Origin of the sequence: Sorangium sp. So ce1335 (assembly GCF_051521615.1) — a bacterium.
In the GTDB taxonomy this organism is placed as follows: Bacteria; Myxococcota_A; Polyangia; order Polyangiales; family Polyangiaceae; genus Sorangium.
This window is the reverse complement of sequence record NZ_CP150363.1, coordinates 3766364-3784104: the sequence shown is the minus strand read 5'-3', so window position 1 is coordinate 3784104 and position 17741 is coordinate 3766364. Positions and strand designations below refer to the sequence as shown.

The window sequence follows — 17741 nt, the reverse complement described above, 5'->3', positions numbered from 1 at the left end:
GAGTGGGCAGCTCCAGCCCGAAAAGCAGGAGCCATGACCATGGAACAGGCGCTCGATCCATCTGCCATCTACCCGGACCGATCCCGCTGGGACGACGCGAAGCTGGCGATGATGGCCGAGGTGGCGCCCGTGGCCATGATCGTGTGCGACAGGGAGCGCGTCGTGCGCTTCTGGAACCGACAGGCGTCACGGCTGCTCGGGTGGGCCCAGAGCGAGGTGATCGGCAGAGAGCTGCCCTGCCTCGGCCGCGACGAGGTCGAGCCATGGTGGGTGTCGTCGGGCGCCCCCATGCCGGTGCGAGGCATCCGCAAGGACGGCTCCTCCATCGATCTGGAGATCACGGCGGAGGTCGTGGAGCGCGACGCGTCGGGCGCGGCCGCCGGGGTCGTGGCGATCGTCCGGGAGGCGCGCGACGAGAGGCGCCCGGACGGCGGCGCGACCGCGGCGGCGGAGGCGACCGAGGCGCTCCGCGAGAGCGAGGAGCGCTTCCGCATGGTCACGCTCGCCACCCAGGACGCCATCTACGATTACAACGTCACGACCGGCGCGGTCTGGCGCAGCGACTCCTTCGAGCGGATCTCGGGCGCCCCCAGGGAGCTCTACGCCGACGCGAGCTGGTGGCGCGAGCACATCCACCCGGAGGACGTGAACAACGTCACCGACGCGCTCGGGGGGGCGATGAGCTCCGGCGCCAGCACCTGGACCGCGGAGTACCGCCTGCGCCGCGCGAGCGGCGACTACGCCGTGCTCGTGGATCGCGGCGTCATCCTCCGCGACGCGAGCGGAACGCTGGTCAAGGTCGTCGGCGCGGTCTCGGACGTGACCGAGCAGCGCCGGCTCGAGGCGCAGGTGCAGGAGTCGATGATCCGCCTCAAGGCGGCCGCCGAGGAGCTCGAGGAGCAGAACCGGCGGCTCGAGGGCGAGATCATCGAACGCATGCGCAGCGAGGAGAGCCTGCGCGCCCGGAACGAGGCCATCCGGCTCATGTCCGCGCCCGTGGTGCAGGTCTGGGACAACGTCCTGGCCCTCCCGCTGATCGGGTCCATCGACGACGTCCGCGCGTCGCGCATCACCGAGACGCTCCTCAACGAGGTCGTGCGGACTCAGGCCAGGTTCGCGATCATGGACCTGACGGGCATCGAGAGCGTCGATACGGCGACGACAAAGCACCTGCTCGACATGATGCGGGCGATCAAGCTGCTCGGGACGCGCGGGGTGGTGTCGGGCATCTCGCCGCAGATCGCCGCGACGATGACGGAGCTCGGCGCCGAGACGCAAGGGCTCGTCACCTTCGGCACCCTGAAGGACGCGCTCCGCCACGCGATAGGCGCCGCCACGCGCGCGGCCACGCTCGCCGGCGCCGCGCCCCTGCCCCGCCCGGGCGCGCCCGGCGGGGCGCCGGCCGCCGCCCTGCCGGGCCGGCGGTGACCCGCCCGGGCCGCGCGCGGCGGCCCGGGCGCGACGTCAGAGGACCTTCAGGAACGCGATCAGGTCGGCGCGCTGGCCCGCCGTGAGGCGGATCGGGAACCGCCTGCCGTCCTTCGATTCGTTGTAGAGGTCGCTGTTGAAGTAATCGACGACCTCCTCGATCGACATCGCTGAATTGTCGTGGAAATACGGGGCGTTCCGCGCGAGGCGCCGGAGCTGCGGGACCTTGAAGCGGCCGACGTCCTCGAGCCGGCCGGTCGAGGCGGCGAGCCCGACGTCGATGGTGACCTCGAACGGGACGACGGTGCCGTCCTCGGCGACGAGCGGGAGGATGATCGGCTCGAAGACGCCGCCGCCGGCGTGGTGAGAGAACCTGAGACCGTGCCTGTTCCGCTCGGACACGCCGATGTTGAACGTCCGTGTCACGCTCGGGCCGAAGACGGGGTTCTTGACGTCCGTCTCGCCGTTGCCGAGCGCCTCGACGTTCGAGAGGTTGTTGAACACGTTGGGCACGTTGTGGCATGTCATGCAGGAGCGCTGGAACACCTTCTTTCCGCGCGCCTCCGCCTTCGTCCGGATCGAGACGGTGTAGAACGGGTCGCGCGCGAGCGTGCGGAACATCGGGTCCGACGGGTCGCGGAGCGCGGCGAGGCGCGGATCCGAGAGCTGGGAGAACTGGAACGCCTCGAGGTCGTTGCCGTCCTGGACCGTGAAGAGGTCGTCGAACCGCCTGTCCGACTCCTGCGTGTGGCTGAAGACGGCGCCGCGGTCCGTCTCGAACATGGTGCGCGCGCGCGCCTCGTGGAGGAACCCGTTCGAGAAGGCGAGGTTCACCAGCCGGATCGACTTGCGCCAGAAGAACACGCGGCGGAACGGGTCTTCCTCGGCGCGCTGGAGGTTGAAGCGGTTCGGGCGGTACTTGATGAGGGCCAGCTCGTCGAGGTTGCGCATGCCGTCGGGGTCGCCCTGCGCGTCGGCGTGGAGGCCCGTGAAGAGCGCGTCGTCGAGGGGCACGGACGCGGACAGCGGGGGGGACGGGAGCCCGAGCTCCACGACGAGCCCGCGGTGGCACGTGAAGCACGTGCGCTGGTTGCCGACGACCGTGCCGCCGAAGGCGACGGAGGGCCCCTCGAAGAGCGCCTGGCTCTTGTCCTCGGTGTCGCCGTCCGCGGCGAGGCCGAAGAGCGCGCGGCCCCGCGCGGGATCCGCGCCGGGCTGGATCGGGTTGAACCGCAGCGACTCCTCCAGGTGCAGGTTGTACGTGCCGCTGTTCGTGGCCCGGATCTCCGACCCGGCCTCGCCGAGCAGCTCCAGGTCGTCGCGAGCCGGGCTGCACGCCGGGAGGGACGCCGCGAAAAGGGCGGCGAAGAGCAGGCGCGAAGGTCTGTTCGCCATGGCTACTCCCCCTCCCCGTTGCAGAAATTGAGGCCCTTCGTGTGCACCCCGGTGAAGTAGTCCTCGCACGAGCCGGCGCCGCCGAACGGCCGGATCGGCGGGGCCACGTTGCCGAAGGTCGCGTCGATATCCCAGGCATACCCGCGCGGGATGACGCCGCCGAACTGGGTGCCATTGCTGTAGGTGGAGAACAGGTGGTCGAGCGGCGGGAACGTGTAGTATTCCGGCGGCTCGATCGTGATGCTCAGGAAGAAGCCGTTGCGGAGGTAGTCCGCGAAGCTGACCGCCTCGGACGCGGGCAGCGTCTTCGCGTAGCCCCGGATCGTCGACAGGTCGATCCTGTGCGGGTCGGAGAGGCACAGGTTCGGCGGCGGGAACCCCTCGACGACCTGCGCGTACTCGGGCAGGTCCGCGCGCACGGTCCTGTCGTACGCGAGGGTGAACTCGAGATCGACGTCGCCACGCTTGTTCGGCTGGAAGAACGGCGAGCCGACGGCCCTCACGGTCGGCAGCTCGATCGCGATCGCGCCCGGCGGGGGCGCCTCGAAATCGAGCTCGCTGCCGAGCAGATCCCTCGTCGTCGCGTCGTAGTAGAACTTGAGGAGCCCTGCCTGGCTGATGATCCAGAACTGGTATCGCCCCTTCACGATGTCCTCGATCTCGGGCCAGAAGGGGTTCGGGAAGAAGTTCACCCCAGGGGTCCTGTCGACGCTCGGGTAGGGCACCAGGACCCCCTTGCCGGTGACCTTGACCCGGACCTCGTTGTCCTCCTCGCTCCATCGCAGGGTGGCCTGCATCTCGCGCTCGCAGTTGTTGGGCAGCGCGATGACCGTCGCCTCCGGCGGGACGCCGGCGCCCCGGTAAAGAGGGACCTTCATGAAGCCTTCACGGTGATCACCCCCCGACTGCGCCTTCACAGGCGAGCCGGCGAGGCCCGACGAGCCTGCCGTCATCACGCCGGCGCACAGCGCGATGACGAGCCCGACGTGACGCGGTTTCAGGTGACGTGGTCTGGACATGGAATGGCTCCTATCTGCAGGGCCGCGCCGCGCGGGTTGGCGCTCGCCCTGCGCTCGATGGGCGGACGTGTGGTCGAGACAGGGCAGCGGCTCACCGGCAGCAGCCGAGATCCGGCCGCCGGCAACCGCGCACCCCCATGCGATGACCGATGCGATGACCGATGCGTTGGCGGGCGCGCTGACCGATGCGCCGCACGCGGGGGCGAGCGTCTCCTGCCCGGACGGCGAGGAGTCACGCCCTCAAGGAGCGTTTATATCCAAATTGGACATATTTTCCAGACCCAACCAAGAATTCTTTCTTTGCTGAAGGATAGCCACCCCGGAACGGTCACGTCTCGTCACCGGCCGTCACAACCTGCTGAAGTGGACGACGACGTCTCTCCCCGGCTGCGCGCGGCAGCGGGCGGTTTCGTCGTGGGTGGCGTGGCTGGATCTGCCGGTCGGCGGCGCCGCGGCGCGCGGCGCGCGTGGCGTGCGGGGCGCGGGGGGTGGCGTGCGGGGCGCGGGGCGCGGGGGGGGTGGCGTGCGGGGCGCGGGGGCGCGCGGCGCGGGGGGGCGGGCGGCGTCCGGGGCGCGGGGGGCGACCGCGCGGACATCGCGGAGCAGGACTGCCCGCGCAGGGAGGCGCCGCGGATCACGCGGCGCCTCGGTCTGCGGGGCGGGCGCGCCTCAGCGCTCCTTGTCCTTGCCCTTCTTGTCGCTCCCCTTGTCGCCCTTCTTCTTCTTGTCGTCGTCCTTCTTGGGCTTCGACTTCGCCGCGACCTTCTTCGGCTCGTCGCGGCCGATCGCGATCTCCAGGCGGTCGCCGCGCGCCTTCGCCCTGTAGGCGGGCACGCCGTCCTTGAACTGCAGGGTGATCTCCGCGCCGTGCGGCGTGTTGACGACGCGCACCGACGCCAGGCGCTTGTCCTTGCGGGCGAGGCCGCTGCCCGAGGACAGCGCGCGCCGGTCGGGCAGCGACACGGTGAAGCCCATCGCGCCGGCGGCGCCGTCCAGCTCCTCGATGGGGCCGTCCATCTTCAGCTTCAGCACGACGGGGTTCCTCACGGTCCCCTGGCCCCACTCCTTCGGGCCCTCCTGCTCGTCGTCGTCCTCGTCGTCGTCGTCCTCGTCGCCGGGACCGCCCGGGACCGCCGCGGCCCGCTGCGCGAGCGGGTCGCCGGCCAGCTCGGCCGGCGGCGTCGGCGGCACCGGCTCCGTCGTCGACAGCGGCGTCGCGCCGAACAGCGGGACGTTCGCCGTCAGCACGCCGCCCGGCGGCGCGGCCGCGGCGGCGGCGGCGGCCGGCAGGGCAGGCGCGCCCGCCGACGCCGACAGCGCCGGCGCGCTCTCCGCCGTCCCCGGGGACCCGGCCGACGGCGCGTCGCCGCCGGCCAGGCCGCCGATGAGGCGCGCCGCGCCGAACACGACGAGCACCGCCGCAAGCCCGAGGAAGCTGCCGAGGGCGGCGGCCTTCTTGTTGAAGCGCGGCGGCTCCGATGCCTCGTCTCCCGGCGCCTCGGCCTCCTCGCGCACGACGCGGCGCTTGCCCGCCTTCAGCGCGCCGGCCGGCGGCGGCGCCGTCGTGCGGCGCGGGCCGTCCTTCGACCCGTCCTCCTCGCCCGCCGCGCGCGCCGCGCGCCGCGCCTTGATCCTCGCCACCATGCCGGCCATCGCCGTGGCAGCGCGCGCCCCGGCGCCGGCGAGCGCGGGCGCGATCTTCCCCGCCATCGCCTTGCCCGCCTGCGCCGCCTTCTCGCCGGCGTCGCGCAGCCGGCTCGCCGCCGCGCCGGAAGCAGGCGCCGCGCCGGCCTCCTCCGACGGCTCCGACGCAGCGGCCGGCGCCGCTTCCTGCGCCGACGGCGGCGCCGCGTCCGCCGCGCGCGCCGAGGGCGCCGGCGAGAGGTCGCCGTCGTCATCGACCTCGGCCGCCCCGCCGCCGCCCGCGCTCGCCTGCGCGCCCTCGCCCTTGTCGCGCGACGGCGCAGGCGCCGACGACGCCCGCGCGCCCGCGCCCTCGCCCTTGTCGCGCGACGGCGCAGGCGCCGACGACGCCCGCGCGCCCGCGCCCTCGCCCTGCTCGCGCCCCTGGGGCGCAGGCGCCGACGACGCCCGCGCGGCGGCCTCGAGCGCCGCGGCGGGCTTCGCCGGCGGCAGGCTCTCGGACGACGTCGCCCGCGGCCGCGACGCCCTGGCGGCGCGCGGCGCCTCGTAGCGCAGCGTGACGACGAGTTGCGGGACGCTCGTCGCCGGGTCGACCTCGACCTTCACGTGGTCGATGTAGGCCTCGCGGCGCGTGCCCTGCTCGACCTCCTCCAGGTCGAGGGAGCGGCCCACCTTGAGGAACTCCAGGTTGGAGCCGACCTCGAGGTCGTCCGGGCCGCCCGCGCGCACGCGCGCCTTCATGGGCGAGCCGAGGCCGTCGATGTGGAGCCGCACGCGCGCGCCCCGCTGCGCCGTCTCCGGCGCGGCCGGCGCCGCGGCCGAGGCGGCGAGCGTCGGCGCGGCGCCCGGGGCGCCCACGTCCATCGACGAGCACATCGCGCGCACCGCCTCCTCCGTCTCGGCGTCGAGGCCGGTGAAGCGGAGGCCGAACTCGCCGCCGCGCGCCTGCTCGGCGCGCCAGCAGACCTCGCCCTCGACGGCGAGCTCCCTGCCGAGCCCATCGAACCGGCAGATGAGCGCGTCGCCGACCCGCGGCAGGTACGCCGTCCGCAGGCGCATCCCCTCCGGGGACATGTCGATCGACTCGGCCTCGAAGCCGCCGCCCGACGTCTCGCCGACGGCGACGAGCGCCTCGATGCGGACCCGCTGCCCGGCGCCGCTGCGCCGCTCCGCGCCGCCCTCGCGATCTCTTTCCAAGGATTCCGGCGCCTTGCGAACGCCATCTCCCTCTGCGCCTCGAACGTTCATACGCCCTTTCCTCCGCCTCCGCCGCGACGCCGCGTCCGCGATCGGGGACCTCCGCGGTGCAGAGGGCCCTCTGGCCGGCAGTACGGCCTAACCCCCGCGCTGGCCAAATTTTGGAGGCCGCGTGGGGCGAACGATGCAGGGGGGCGTGGCGAGCGGCGCGGCGCGGCGAGGCGTGCGATTGGGCGCGCGGCGAGCGGCGGGCGAGACGCGGGCGCGCGGCGCGGCGCGGCGTGCGATTGGGCGCGCGGCGAGCGGCGGGCGAGACGCGGGCGCGCGGCCCTTCGGGACGCGCGCGGACCTGGACCGACCGCTCGCTTCGCCTGGCGCGCCAGGGGGCAAACGTGGGAAGCTCCCGGGGATGGGCAAGGACGAGCCGCCGGAGAAGCACGACGAGCCCGCGCCGGCCGCGACGCAGGACGTCGTCTTCATCCACAGCCCCGTCGAGCAGGGTGAAGGCTTCCGGGTGATCCGGAGCCGCGAGGACCGGATCGAGATCGGCGAGCTGCGCCCCACCGAGCACGGGCGCCCCCTGGCCGGGGAGCTCGTGAAGCTGACGCCGCGCTCCGACCACGCCCGGCTCTTCGACGTGGAGGTGCTCCTGCCGGCGCCCCGCGCGGCCGAGCCGCCGCGCTCGGGCCCCGCGCAGGTCGCGACCGACGCCTACCGCGCGAACTGGGAGGCGATCTTCGGCCCGCGCGAGGAAAACAAGCTCGCCAACTGAACCGCCCCCGGCGACGGCCGCCGCGCTGGCGAGCCGCGGCGCGTCGCGCGAGCCCGCCAGCCGGGCCGCGCTCAGCGCGGCTTGTCGCGGGACCGCGCGCTCGTCAGCCGCGGCGCCTCGCCGGTCCTCCGGATCGCGTAGGCGATCCCGCGCTGGAGCGTCCCCTGGACGACGGTCCCGCCGAGATCGATGTCGAGGCCGACGAGCGTCTGCGACACGTGCGGGCCGATCCCGGTGATCACCGCCTCGGCGCCGAGCAGGCGCAGCGCGCTCGCGGTGCGCAGGAGCGTCGCCGCGACGCTGCTGTCCACGCCCCGCACGCCCGTGATGTCCAGGATGACGACCTGGGCCCCCGTCTCCGACACGCCGCGGAGCGCCGCGGCGAGCGCCTCGTCCGCGCGCTGCGCGTCCATGGTCCCGATGAGCGGCATCACCATGACGCGATCGGTGATCGGGATGAGCGGCGTCGACAGCTCCGCGAGCCGCTCGCGCTGCACGCGGATGAGGTCCTCCTGCAGGCCGGCGCGCTCCTGCTCGGCGCGCGCCCGCTCGGCGAGCTCCTCCTCGAGCCGCGCCTTCGCCGAGGAGAGCTCCGCGGTGCGGGCGGCGACGGCCGCCTCGAGCGCGTCGTTGGCGCGGCGGAGCTCGTCGCTCGCCGCCTGGACCCGCGCGTAGAGCAGCGCGTTGTTCACGGCGATGGCGGCCTGCGCGGCGACGAGCTCGAGCACGTCGAGGCGGGCGGGCGAGAACACGTCGGGCGCGGCGTTGTTCTCCAGATAGAGGACGCCCGAGACCTCCCCCTGGCTCACCATGGGCAGCGCGAGCACCGATCGCGGCCTGCGCGCCGCGACGTAGGGATCGCCATCGAGCCGCGCGTCCTGCGCGGCGTCCGCCACGACGACGGCGCCCCCGGTGCTCATCGCGAGCTCGATCACCCGGGCGGCCGCGGCGCCGCTCTCGCGCACGGGCGTGGACGGGCCGACGCGCACCTCGCCCTCGTCCTCGACGACGGCCTCCACGCGCGGCCCGCCCTCGTGGTCCAGGATCAGCGCGCCCCGCTGGGCGCCGACGCTCTCGATGGCGAGCCGGAGCAGCCGCGTCATCACGCGGCCGAGGTCGATCTCGCGCGCCACCGCCTGCGCGGCGCGGATGAGCGCCGCCGCGTCGAGCAGCGCCACGCGCCGCGCGACCATCTCCGTCGTCGACGAGGCGGCCGAGGTCAGGTTCGCCAGGGGCCTCACGGACGCGGGCTGGCCCGCCGCCGCGCGGGGGAGCAGCTCGACGTAGGCCTCCTCCATCTGCCGCAGCTTGGCCGTGGCGCCCCAGCGCGCGTAGGCCTGGTACGCCTCGACGAGGCACGACCGCGCGAGCCACGGCATGCGCCTCGAGGCGAGGAACCTGCCGCAGAGCTCGCTGACGAGGGCGCGGTAGCGCACGTACCCCGCCTGCTCCGCCGCCTCGCTCGCCTCCCTGTACAGCTCGAGGATCGGCTCCAGCGCCTCCCCGGCGACGCGCGCGCGCTCCGCCCGGACGAGCAGCTCCAGGTGCCGGAGCTCGGGGCAATTCCGCGCGAGGACGGCGAGCCTTTCGTGGCTCGACGCGAGCATCTCGGCCAGCGCGCCGCCCTCCTCCTCGCTCGCCCGAGGGCCTAGCGCCAGGATCGTGAGGCAGGTGTAGAGCGGCAGATCGACGATGCCGATGTACTGGCCCGTCAAGGCGCGGGCCCGCTCCTGCGCGCGGCGCGCCATCCGGAGCGCGCCCTCGTGATCGCCGTAGAGGTACGCGAGCGCGAGCTTGTTCGTGTAGTAGAAGCCGGCGACGATCGCGAAGCCCACCGCCTCGAGCTTCGGCACGAAGGCGTCCTCGTCGAAGCCGGCGTCGCTCAGCGTGCCGCGGTCCAGCGTGCGCCCCTCGAGGTTCTGGATCACCTGCCGCGCGACGGTCTGGACCGCCGTCGACAGCGCGTCCCTCGTGCGGCTGGTGAAGCGCAGGAACCCGCCGACGTCCTCGCGCACGCGCCGGAGCTCGCCTTCCAGGCTGAGCATCATCTGGGCGACGAGGTTGGAGGCCGCCGACGCGAACATGAAGTCGCCGGTCTCCATCCCGGCGATCCGCGCCCGCTGGAGGGCCTCGAGCGCCTCGCGCTGCGGCCTCGAGTGGCTCATGACGACGCCGTGGTTGAACTCGATCTTCGCCCTGATGGCGTCGACCCGGTACCTGTCGTTCAGGGCGACGCCCATCCGCACGATCCTGTGGCCCTCGTGCGGCTGGCCCCAGAACGCGGCCAGGTAGAAGCCGTGGTACGCGTACGCCACGCTGGCCATCGGCGAGCTCCCGTGCCGGAGCGACAGGTTCGCCATCCTGACGGCGAGGAGCTGGGCCAGCGGCGGGTTGAGGAAATACGCCGACGGCGAGCCGTAGCCGAGCATCTCCACCACGGCCCTGACGCGCGGATCGGTGAGCTCCGGGCCCGCGCCGACGTCCTCGCCCCGCCGGGCGGCGAAGCCGCGCTCGGCCTCGGCGAGCTCCGCGCCGAGCGCGGCGGCGAGCGCCTCGCCCTCGGTGGGCACCTCCATGCCGAAGAGGCGCAGGCCCTGGAGCGCCACCGCGAGCGTGTCCGCCCAGCGGTGCTGCGCGTTGTAGAGGACCATCCGCATGCGGTACACGCGCGCGCGCTCCACGTCCGAGGCGGCGCGCTCGAGGAGGGCGTCGAAGAGCGCCTCCGCCTCGTCGCAGCGGCCGCTCAGGTGCGCGCACTCGGCCTTGGCGGCATGGATGTCGAAGACGTCGAAGGCGAGGCCCGGCGCGCCGGCCCATGGATCCGGGCCGAGCGCCGACACCGCGGCGCTCAGGTAGCCGAACGCGGCGTCGTACGCGGTCGCCGCCTGCGCGCGCCGCCCCGCGGCCAGGTTGAGCCGCACGAACTCGCCGCGCTCCGCCGCGTCCTCGACGAGGGCCGCCGCGACGTTCAGGTGGCCGACGACGACGAACAGCTCCTCGTCGCTCGGGTCCTCGCCGAGGCGCGCCGCGAGCAGCCGGCCGATGCGGTGGTGCAGCCGCTTCCGCTCCGGCTCGTCGATGAGCGCGTACGCCGCCTGCTGGACGCGATCGTGAAGGAACCGGTACGAGACGCGGAACGAGGGGTCCTCGAGCAGCCTGCCCGCGACCGCCGCGTCGCCGGCGTGGACGAAGCGGTACTCGGGATCGAGGGGCACGACGAGGCCCGCCCGCAGGGCCCCCCAGAGGGCCGCGGCCACCTCGCCCGGGGGCTGCTCGGCGACGAGCGCGAGCGTCCGGAGGTCGAAGCGGTGGCCGACGCAGGCGGCGAGCCGGAGGGCGCGCTGCGCGCCGGGCGCGAGCCGCCGGATCTTCGCGGCCATCAGCTCGACGACGCCCTCGGCGCCCTCCGCGCTCCGGGCGCGCTCGAGGCTCCACGCCCACGCCCCCGCGGCCGGATCGAAGCGCACGATCCCCTCGCCGGCGAGGGCGTGCAGGAGCTGGTGGATGAAGAACGGGTTGCCCGCGGTCCTCTCCAGGATCAGCGCCGCGAAGGCGTCCGTGTCCTCGAGGCGGCAGCGCAGGGCGTCGGCGAGGAGCCGGCGGATGTCCTCGAGCTCGAGCGGCCCGAGCCACACCTCGGAGGCGGGCGCGCCCGCCGCCCGCAGGTCGCGGACGAGCCTCGCCAGCGGGTGGGCGCCGTCGACTTCCTGGTCGCGGTAGGCGCCGATCACGAGCATCCCGCGGCCGTCGGGATCGGTCATCAGGAGCTCGAGGAGCTTCAGCGAGGCCGGGTCGGCCCACTGGAGGTCGTCGATGAAGAGCACGAGGAGGTGCTCCTCCGTGACGGCGCGGACGAAGGTCTGGAACGCCAGGCTGAAGCGGTTCTTCGACTCGTTCGGCCCGAGCGGCTGCACGGGGGGCTGGGGTCCGACGACGCGCTCGAGCTCGGGGATCACGTCGACGACGACCTGCCCGATCGCGCCGAGCGCGGCGCTCAGCCGGGCCTTCCAGCGCGCCGCGGGCTCCTCGCCCTCGGACAGCATGCGCTCGCACAGCTCGCCGAACGCCTGCGCGATGGCCGCGTAGGGGGTGCGCTGCTTGAGCTGGCCGAACTTCCCCGAGACGAAGTACCCGGGCCGCCCCGCGAGCACCTTGTAGACCTCGCGAACGAGGGCGGACTTGCCGACGCCGGCGTGGCCGGAGATGAGGAACAGCTCGACGGCGCCGGCCGCCGCGCGCTCGCACGCGGCCACGACCGCCTGCGTCGCGGCCTCGCGCCCGTAGAGCTTCTCCGGCAGCCAGAGCCGGCCGCCCGCGTCGCGCTCGCCGAGCGGGAAAGGATCGACGCGGCCGTCGGCCTCGTACCTCCGGAGGCACTCCTCGAGGTCGGCGCGCAGCGCCTCGGCGCACGGATACCGATCCTCGGCGGCCTTGGAGAGGAGCTTCATGACGAGATCGGAGACGACGCGCGGGATCTCGGCCGACGCGGCGTGCGGCGGCGTCGGCGTCCTGGCCAGGTGGCAGTGCACGAGCTCCATGGCGCTCGGCGCCGTGAACGGGGGAGCGCCCGTGAGCATCTCGTAGAGGGTGGCGCCCAGGGAGTAGAGGTCCGTCCGGCAGTCGAGGCAGCGGTTCATCCAGCCCGTCTGCTCGGGTGACATGTACGCCAGGGTCCCCTCCGCGGCGCCCGGGTTCTCGGCCCTCGGCGCCTCCTGCGACAGGCGCGTCGCGATCCCGAAGTCGGAGAGCTTGACCACCAGCGGATCGAGGCGGACGAGGATGTTGTGCGGCTTGACGTCCTTGTGAAGGATGCCCGCGTGGTGCAGCGACGCGAGGGCGTCCGCGACGTGGATGCCGATCCGCAGGGTCGTGGCCAGGCTGAGCCTGTTGCTCCGCAGGACGATGTCGAGCGACGCGCCGCCGAAGTCCTCCAGGACGAGCACGGGCCCCCCGTCGCTCTCCTCGACGTCGAGGACGCGGAGGACGCCCGGATGCGCGATCTCGCGCGTGATCACCAGCTCGTGGCGGAGCCTCGCGATCGCGCGCGGCGACGCCCGTCCCGCGAGCGGCCCCTTCAGCACGACGGGCTGCCCGTCCGACGCGCGGCGCGCGCGGCGCACGGTGATCACGGGCCCCTCGTGGAGGATGGCGTCCGCGGCGTAGCCCTGCAGCGGGCTCGGCAATCCGGTGGCATGAACCCCGCCCTGTGTCGTCATGTGTACAGGTTACATCTGATGTCCGTGACGGCGTTCGACGTCGTATCGGGAGCTGCCGCGGCCGAAAGTTGTAGTCTCGCGCACATCCCATCGATGTTCGTCCCCGTTGTTCCCTGTCTCGAGCTCCTCCGGTGCGCGGGCGTGCCGAATCTTGAGCCGCGGCGGCCTCCTGGAGACCACTGCTGGGCGTGATCCGAGCGCGCCGGTCGACCGTCCCTCCCTTGACAGGGCTCGCGTCCGGCGCGCAGAGGGGGAGCGTGCAGGCGCTGCCGCTGTCCGCGACCGACGACGAGACGCTCGCGCGCGCCGCGGCGCAGGGGCACCCCGGCGCGGCGCCTGTCGTCTGGCAGCGGTTCGCGCCGCTCGTGCGCCGCATCCTGAAGCGCACCCTGGGGCCGGGCGACGAGGTGGACGACCACGTGCAGGACACGTTCCTTCGCTTCTTCCGTGTGGCGAAGGACCTTCGCGACCCGTCGCTGCTCTCGAGCTTCATCGTCGGCATCGCGGTGCGCGTTGCGCGCGCCGAGCTGCGGCGCCGGCGCCTGCGCCGCTGGCTCCAGCTCTCGCCGTCGGGCGAGCTGCCGGACGTCGGCGGCGCGCAGCAGGATCCGCAGGGGCGCGCGGCGCTCGGGCGGCTCTATCGCATCCTCGACCAGGTGGACGACAGGTCCCGGACGCTCTTCGTCCTCCGGTTCATCGAGGGCCTGGAGCTCACGGAGATCGCCGCCGCGCTCGGCTGTTCGCTGGCGACGACGAAGCGCCACCTGGCGCGCGCGTCGCACCGGATCCTCACCGCCGCGCAGCGCGATCCCGCGCTCTCGGCCTACCTCGCGAAGGCCCCGCAAGCGCTGGATCAGCCCGGGAGCCTCCTTGCCTGCGGAGGAGAGCACGATGAATGAAGCGGAGAAGTTGAGCCGTCTCGCCGACCTCGCGCGGGAGGGCGTCCCCGTCGACGTCGACGCGGCGCACGACGCCGCCGAGCGGGCCCGCTTCGTCGAGGCCGTGAGCCGCGGGGCCGCGCTGCGCCGCGGCGGCGCCCTGGGCCGCATCGCAGCCCTGAGCCGTGTCGAGGCGTGGCTGGGCGCTGTCGGGCTCTGGCCCGCGCCTTCGGGACGGCCGCGGTGGGGGCTCGCGCTCGCCGGCGCGGTGGCGCTCGCTGTCGCGCTCGTGGCGCTCTGGCCGGCGCGGCGGCTCGACTACGCTGTCGAGGGCGTGGCCGGCGCCGCGGGCGGGTACATCGCCGCGGCGGCGGGCGAGGAGGGTCGGCTCCGCTTCACGGACGGCACGACGGTCGCGCTCGCGCCGGGCAGCGCGCTGCGCGTGGCGGAGGTCGAGGCGACCGGGGCGCGCATGCTGCTCGAGGACGGCCGCGCGTCGCTGCGGGTCGTCCCGCGGCCGAAGGCGCGCTGGTCGGTCGAGGCGGGGCCGTTCGCCGTGCTCGTGACCGGCACGGCGTTCGACGTGGCCTGGACGCGCGGCGACGGCACGCTGCGCGTCGACCTGCACGAGGGGAGCGTGACGGTGCGCGGGCCGCTCGCGCCCGACGGGCTGCCGCTCCGCGCCGGGCAGCGGCTCGTGGCGCGGCTGCGCGAGGGGGCCGTGGAGATCTCGAGCCTCGACGGCGCGAGCGCGGCGGGGCCGGCGGAGCGCGGGGCGTCGTCCGCGCAGGCGGCGGCGCCGGGAGAGGACGGGGCGGCCGGAGCGGGCGACGCTGCGGGAGCCAAGGCGGGCGCGGAAGGGGGAGCGGGAGGGAAAGCGGACGCGGACACGGCGGAAGGCGGCGCCGGGGCCGCGCGGCTGGAGGGCGCGCGGGCCGAGGGGGCGGCGACGGGCGCAGCGGATGGCGCGGGCGCGGCGGCGGCCGACGGCGCGGCGGCGGCCGACGGCGCGGCGGCGCCGAGCTGGGCGAAGCGCGTGGCCGCGGGCGATTTCCGGTCGGTCCTTGCCGAGGCGGAGCAGCGCGGCCTCGGTGGGGTGCTCGAGCGGGGCTCGCTCGACGACCTCGCGGCGCTGGCGGACGCGGCGCGGTACGCGCGGCGCGGCGACGTCGCGCAGCGCGCGCTCACGGCGACGCGCAAGCGGTTCCCCGGGACGAGCCACGGGAAGGCGGCGGCCTTCCTGCTCGGCCGCATGGTCGACGACGGCGGCTCGCCCGGCGCGGCCGTGGCCTGGTACGACACGTATCTTACCGAGTCGCCCGGCGGCCCGTTCGCGGCCGAGGCGCTCGGCCGCAAGATGGTGGCTGTCGAGCGCACGGGCGGCCGGGCCGCGGCGCGGCCGATCGCCGAGCTCTATCTGAAGCGCCACCCGCGCGGCGCGCACGCGCCCGTGGCGCGGGATCTCCTGAAGCCGTGATGCAGGGCGAGCGACGCTGAGCTTACCGCAGACAGCGCCGCAGAGGGTCGAACCGCCAAGACGCCAAGGACGCCAAGGAATCTTGATCATGTGGCGTTCTTGGCGTCTTGGCATCTTTGCGGTTCCCAACGTCCCGCACTTTCGGCCAAGTACCGCACCACCCCCTCTGCAGCCATGGCAGGAGCGCGCCGGGGCGGCTCAGGAGGGGCGCCGGGGCTGCGCAGGAGCGCGCCGGGGCTGCGCAGGAGCGCGCCGGGGCTGCGCAGGACGGGCGCCGGGGCTGCGCAGGACGGGCGCCGGGGCTGCGCAGGCGGGCGGCGGGGCTGCGCAGGAAGGCGACCGGGCGGCAGGGTGCTTCAGACGCGGCGTCCCGCGCGGCGGCTGGCGTCGTGCCGTGCTCTACTGGCCCCGGTGATCGATCGCTCGCGGCCATCATCGAGGCAGCTCCGCGGGGCACGTCGCCTCTGTGTCGCTGTCGCGCTGGCCGCGTCGTCGACGGCCGGGGAGCGCCTCGCGCACGCCGCCGACCCTCCGCTGCGGATGGCCTTCGGCGCCGGCGCGGCCGGGAGGTCGGTCGAGGGGCAATGGCAGCCGGCGCTCCCGATCGAGCTGACGCTGCTGCCGCACCCGGTGCTGATGGCATCGCTCGGCGGGGTGTTCTCGGACGGGACCGTCGCCCACGGTTACCTCGAGCTCGGGGTGTACTTCGGCGTCAGCCTCGGCGCCGGCGCTGGCGTGGGCAGCTACACCACACCCGATGGCCGGGTGTCCTCCGACACGACGTTCCACATCTTCACGGGCCTGCCGATCCCTGTTTATCCCCCCGACTTCCTCAGGGATCCATTGGGTGCCCTCGACGAGCGCTGGTGGGGATACGCCCTGCCGTACTATCGCCCGTCGTGGGGGCCGTGGTCCGGCACGGCCCACGAGGTCGGCGTGATGCTGAAGGCGAGCTATCGCGTGTCGGGCACGTACGGCAAGCTCATCGGAGGCTAGTACCGTGTCGCCTGAGTTCGTCCCTGGTTCCATGTAAAAAAACCGCAGAGACACAGAGGACACAGAGTTTCTTTGTTCTCTCCTCTGTGTCCTCTGTGCCTCTGTGGTTCAAATTCTTCTCCATCACGGAACCCGGGAGGACTTGGGCGACGAGGTACTAGCGACTCGTCGCCCGCCCCGAGGGCCCAGGGCGCTCAGCGCGCCGTCGGGTCGTTGACGCGCCCCGCGAAGAGGAGCGTCCCCGTCGGCACATCGCTGATGAAGAAGAAGAACGGCCGGTCCAGGACGATCGCCGCGGGATCGTGGAACCCGCCCACACCCGACGAGGCGAGGACGACCGCCGTCGCCGCCGCCGCCTCCGTCCCCTCCTCGTCGACGTCGATGAAAGCCTGGTGGATGACGGCCTGGATGTAGATCCCCAGGCCCCCGGTGATCCCCGAGAAATCGGCGCCGGGCGTGAACGCGATCCCCATGCCGAGCTTGCTGAGCGGCGGCTCGAGATCGGGGGACGACCTGAACGAGAACTTCGGCATGGTGATGTCGACAGATCGCTGCTGCATCGAGGCGATGATCTCCTCGAGCGCCGCGCCGTCGAGCGACTCCATGAATGCGTCGGCGGTCCCCTCGGCAGGCAACACCAGGAACATCGAGACGGGGGTGCCCGCGTAAGGGATCTCCACGGCTTCCCAGCCGTCGCCGGCGCCGTAGCGCGTCTCCTGCACGCCGCGCATCATCGGCGCGGTGACGCTCGTTGTGTCGCCGCGCCGGAACGTCCCGGGCTTCGTCGCGTCCTCGTCGAACGGCGTGCGCCACGCGGCATCGAAGTAGATCGCATTGACGAGCACGTACCGCGTCCCGTCCATGGGCGCGCTGGGGAGCAGATCCGGGATCTTGCCCTCCGTGTGATGGCTCACCCACCTGTTGATGAGGTCCGCCCCCTCCTCCGCGGAGTCGAAGTTCGCGAGCCGCACGTGCGCCCCGTAGTGCTCGCCGAGCACCTTCAAGAACGGCGCCTCGATCCCGGCCCCCTGCGACCAGATCGCGTTGACCGTGTGGAGCCGGAAGCCGCCTCCCTCCGTTCCGCTGGAGTCGCTGGCCCGCTTCCGGAGCTCGAGGTCCACCGCGTTGAACGCCGGATGCAGCCGCGCCTGCGGCAGCTCGAACCGCATCGCCTCGGCCATCGCCTGCTCCGTCGTGGTCCGCGCCCCCGCGTAGGTCATCGCGAGCGCCGTCGAGATGCTGAAGGGCGAATAGACGAGGTTACCGTCCGAGCTCTGGAGCGCGCGCCCGAGCTCGAGCGCGAAGCTCGCGTTGCTGCGCGAGAGCGACGCCAGATCCTCCGCCGGGACGTCCGGGTTCTCGACCCGCGTGGCCTCGGAGGGCACAACGCAGCCAGGCTTCGGCTCGAAGCACTCGACCCAGCCTGCGGTCGAGCCGCCGCCTCCCGCGCCGCCGCCGTCCGAGCCGCCCCCTCCCGCGCCGCCGCCGCGGTCCGACCCACCTTCTCCCGCGCCGCCGCCGCGGTCCGAGCCGCACCCGACCAGAACGGCCACGCACATGGCGAGCAAGCCAATCGTCGTTCGCATGACGCCGGGCCAGAGCAAGCTGCGCGCCCGAGGGACGCTGCGCGGGAATCCCGTTGAAAAACGATGTATTTGCCCTGCGCGGTGTGCCACGCGCAGCCGGGGAGTCAGACACAGATTGTGCCACGGTGTACCG

10 protein-coding genes are annotated in these 17741 nt (G+C 73.7%); 5 read left to right on the top strand and 5 right to left on the bottom strand.

Features of this window, described 5'->3' with window-relative positions; genetic code table 11:
• Window positions 1–33: 33 nt before the first annotated feature.
• Entirely contained in the window at window positions 34–1428 is a 1395-nt protein-coding gene (locus tag WMF24_RS14095; protein ID WP_437736913.1) for a PAS domain-containing protein, read from the top strand.
• 36 nt (window positions 1429–1464) lie between these two features.
• Here the strand turns inward: WMF24_RS14095 and WMF24_RS14090 are convergent, their stop codons facing one another.
• The 3 genes from WMF24_RS14090 to WMF24_RS14080 all read right to left on the bottom strand — a co-directional run bounded on the left by WMF24_RS14090 (window position 1465) and on the right by WMF24_RS14080 (window position 6683).
• Window positions 1465–2823, bottom strand: coding sequence for a hypothetical protein (locus WMF24_RS14090; protein WP_437736912.1), 1359 nt, complete (start codon window positions 2821–2823; stop codon window positions 1465–1467).
• Between the two features lie 2 nt (window positions 2824–2825).
• A complete protein-coding gene (locus WMF24_RS14085; protein ID WP_437736911.1) occupies window positions 2826–3842 on the bottom strand; it encodes a hypothetical protein in 1017 nt (338 codons plus the stop codon).
• Window positions 3843–4511: 669 nt separating this feature from the next.
• Window positions 4512–6683 (bottom strand): PilZ domain-containing protein, encoded by a 2172-nt coding sequence (locus tag WMF24_RS14080; protein ID WP_437736910.1) that lies wholly within the window; start codon window positions 6681–6683, stop codon window positions 4512–4514.
• Window positions 6684–7092: 409 nt separating this feature from the next.
• Between WMF24_RS14080 and WMF24_RS14075 the strand changes: the two genes are divergently transcribed.
• Window positions 7093–7455 (top strand): hypothetical protein, encoded by a 363-nt coding sequence (locus tag WMF24_RS14075; RefSeq protein ID WP_437736909.1) that lies wholly within the window; start codon window positions 7093–7095, stop codon window positions 7453–7455.
• Between the two features lie 71 nt (window positions 7456–7526).
• Here WMF24_RS14075 and WMF24_RS14070 read toward each other — a convergent pair whose 3' ends face one another.
• The gene (locus WMF24_RS14070; RefSeq protein WP_437736908.1) at window positions 7527–12671 is read right to left on the bottom strand and encodes an AAA family ATPase; all 5145 of its coding nucleotides are present in this window, start codon (window positions 12669–12671) and stop codon (window positions 7527–7529) included.
• Window positions 12672–12859: 188 nt separating this feature from the next.
• On the opposite strand from WMF24_RS14070, the gene WMF24_RS14065 reads away from it, so the two are divergent.
• From WMF24_RS14065 to WMF24_RS14055, 3 genes are all read left to right on the top strand, one after another.
• The gene (locus tag WMF24_RS14065) at window positions 12860–13570 is read left to right on the top strand and encodes an RNA polymerase sigma factor (RefSeq protein ID WP_437736907.1); all 711 of its coding nucleotides are present in this window, start codon (window positions 12860–12862) and stop codon (window positions 13568–13570) included.
• Window positions 13563–15026, top strand: coding sequence for a FecR domain-containing protein (locus WMF24_RS14060; RefSeq protein WP_437736906.1), 1464 nt, complete (start codon window positions 13563–13565; stop codon window positions 15024–15026). Before WMF24_RS14065 ends, WMF24_RS14060 begins: the two co-directional genes overlap by 8 nt.
• A gap of 411 nt (window positions 15027–15437) precedes the next feature.
• Window positions 15438–16022: a hypothetical protein gene (locus WMF24_RS14055; RefSeq protein ID WP_437736905.1), complete on the top strand. Its 585-nt coding sequence runs from the start codon at window positions 15438–15440 to the stop codon at window positions 16020–16022.
• A gap of 194 nt (window positions 16023–16216) precedes the next feature.
• Here the strand turns inward: WMF24_RS14055 and WMF24_RS14050 are convergent, their stop codons facing one another.
• Window positions 16217–17608: a serpin family protein gene (locus tag WMF24_RS14050; RefSeq protein WP_437736904.1), complete on the bottom strand. Its 1392-nt coding sequence runs from the start codon at window positions 17606–17608 to the stop codon at window positions 16217–16219.
• Window positions 17609–17741 lie beyond the last annotated feature (133 nt).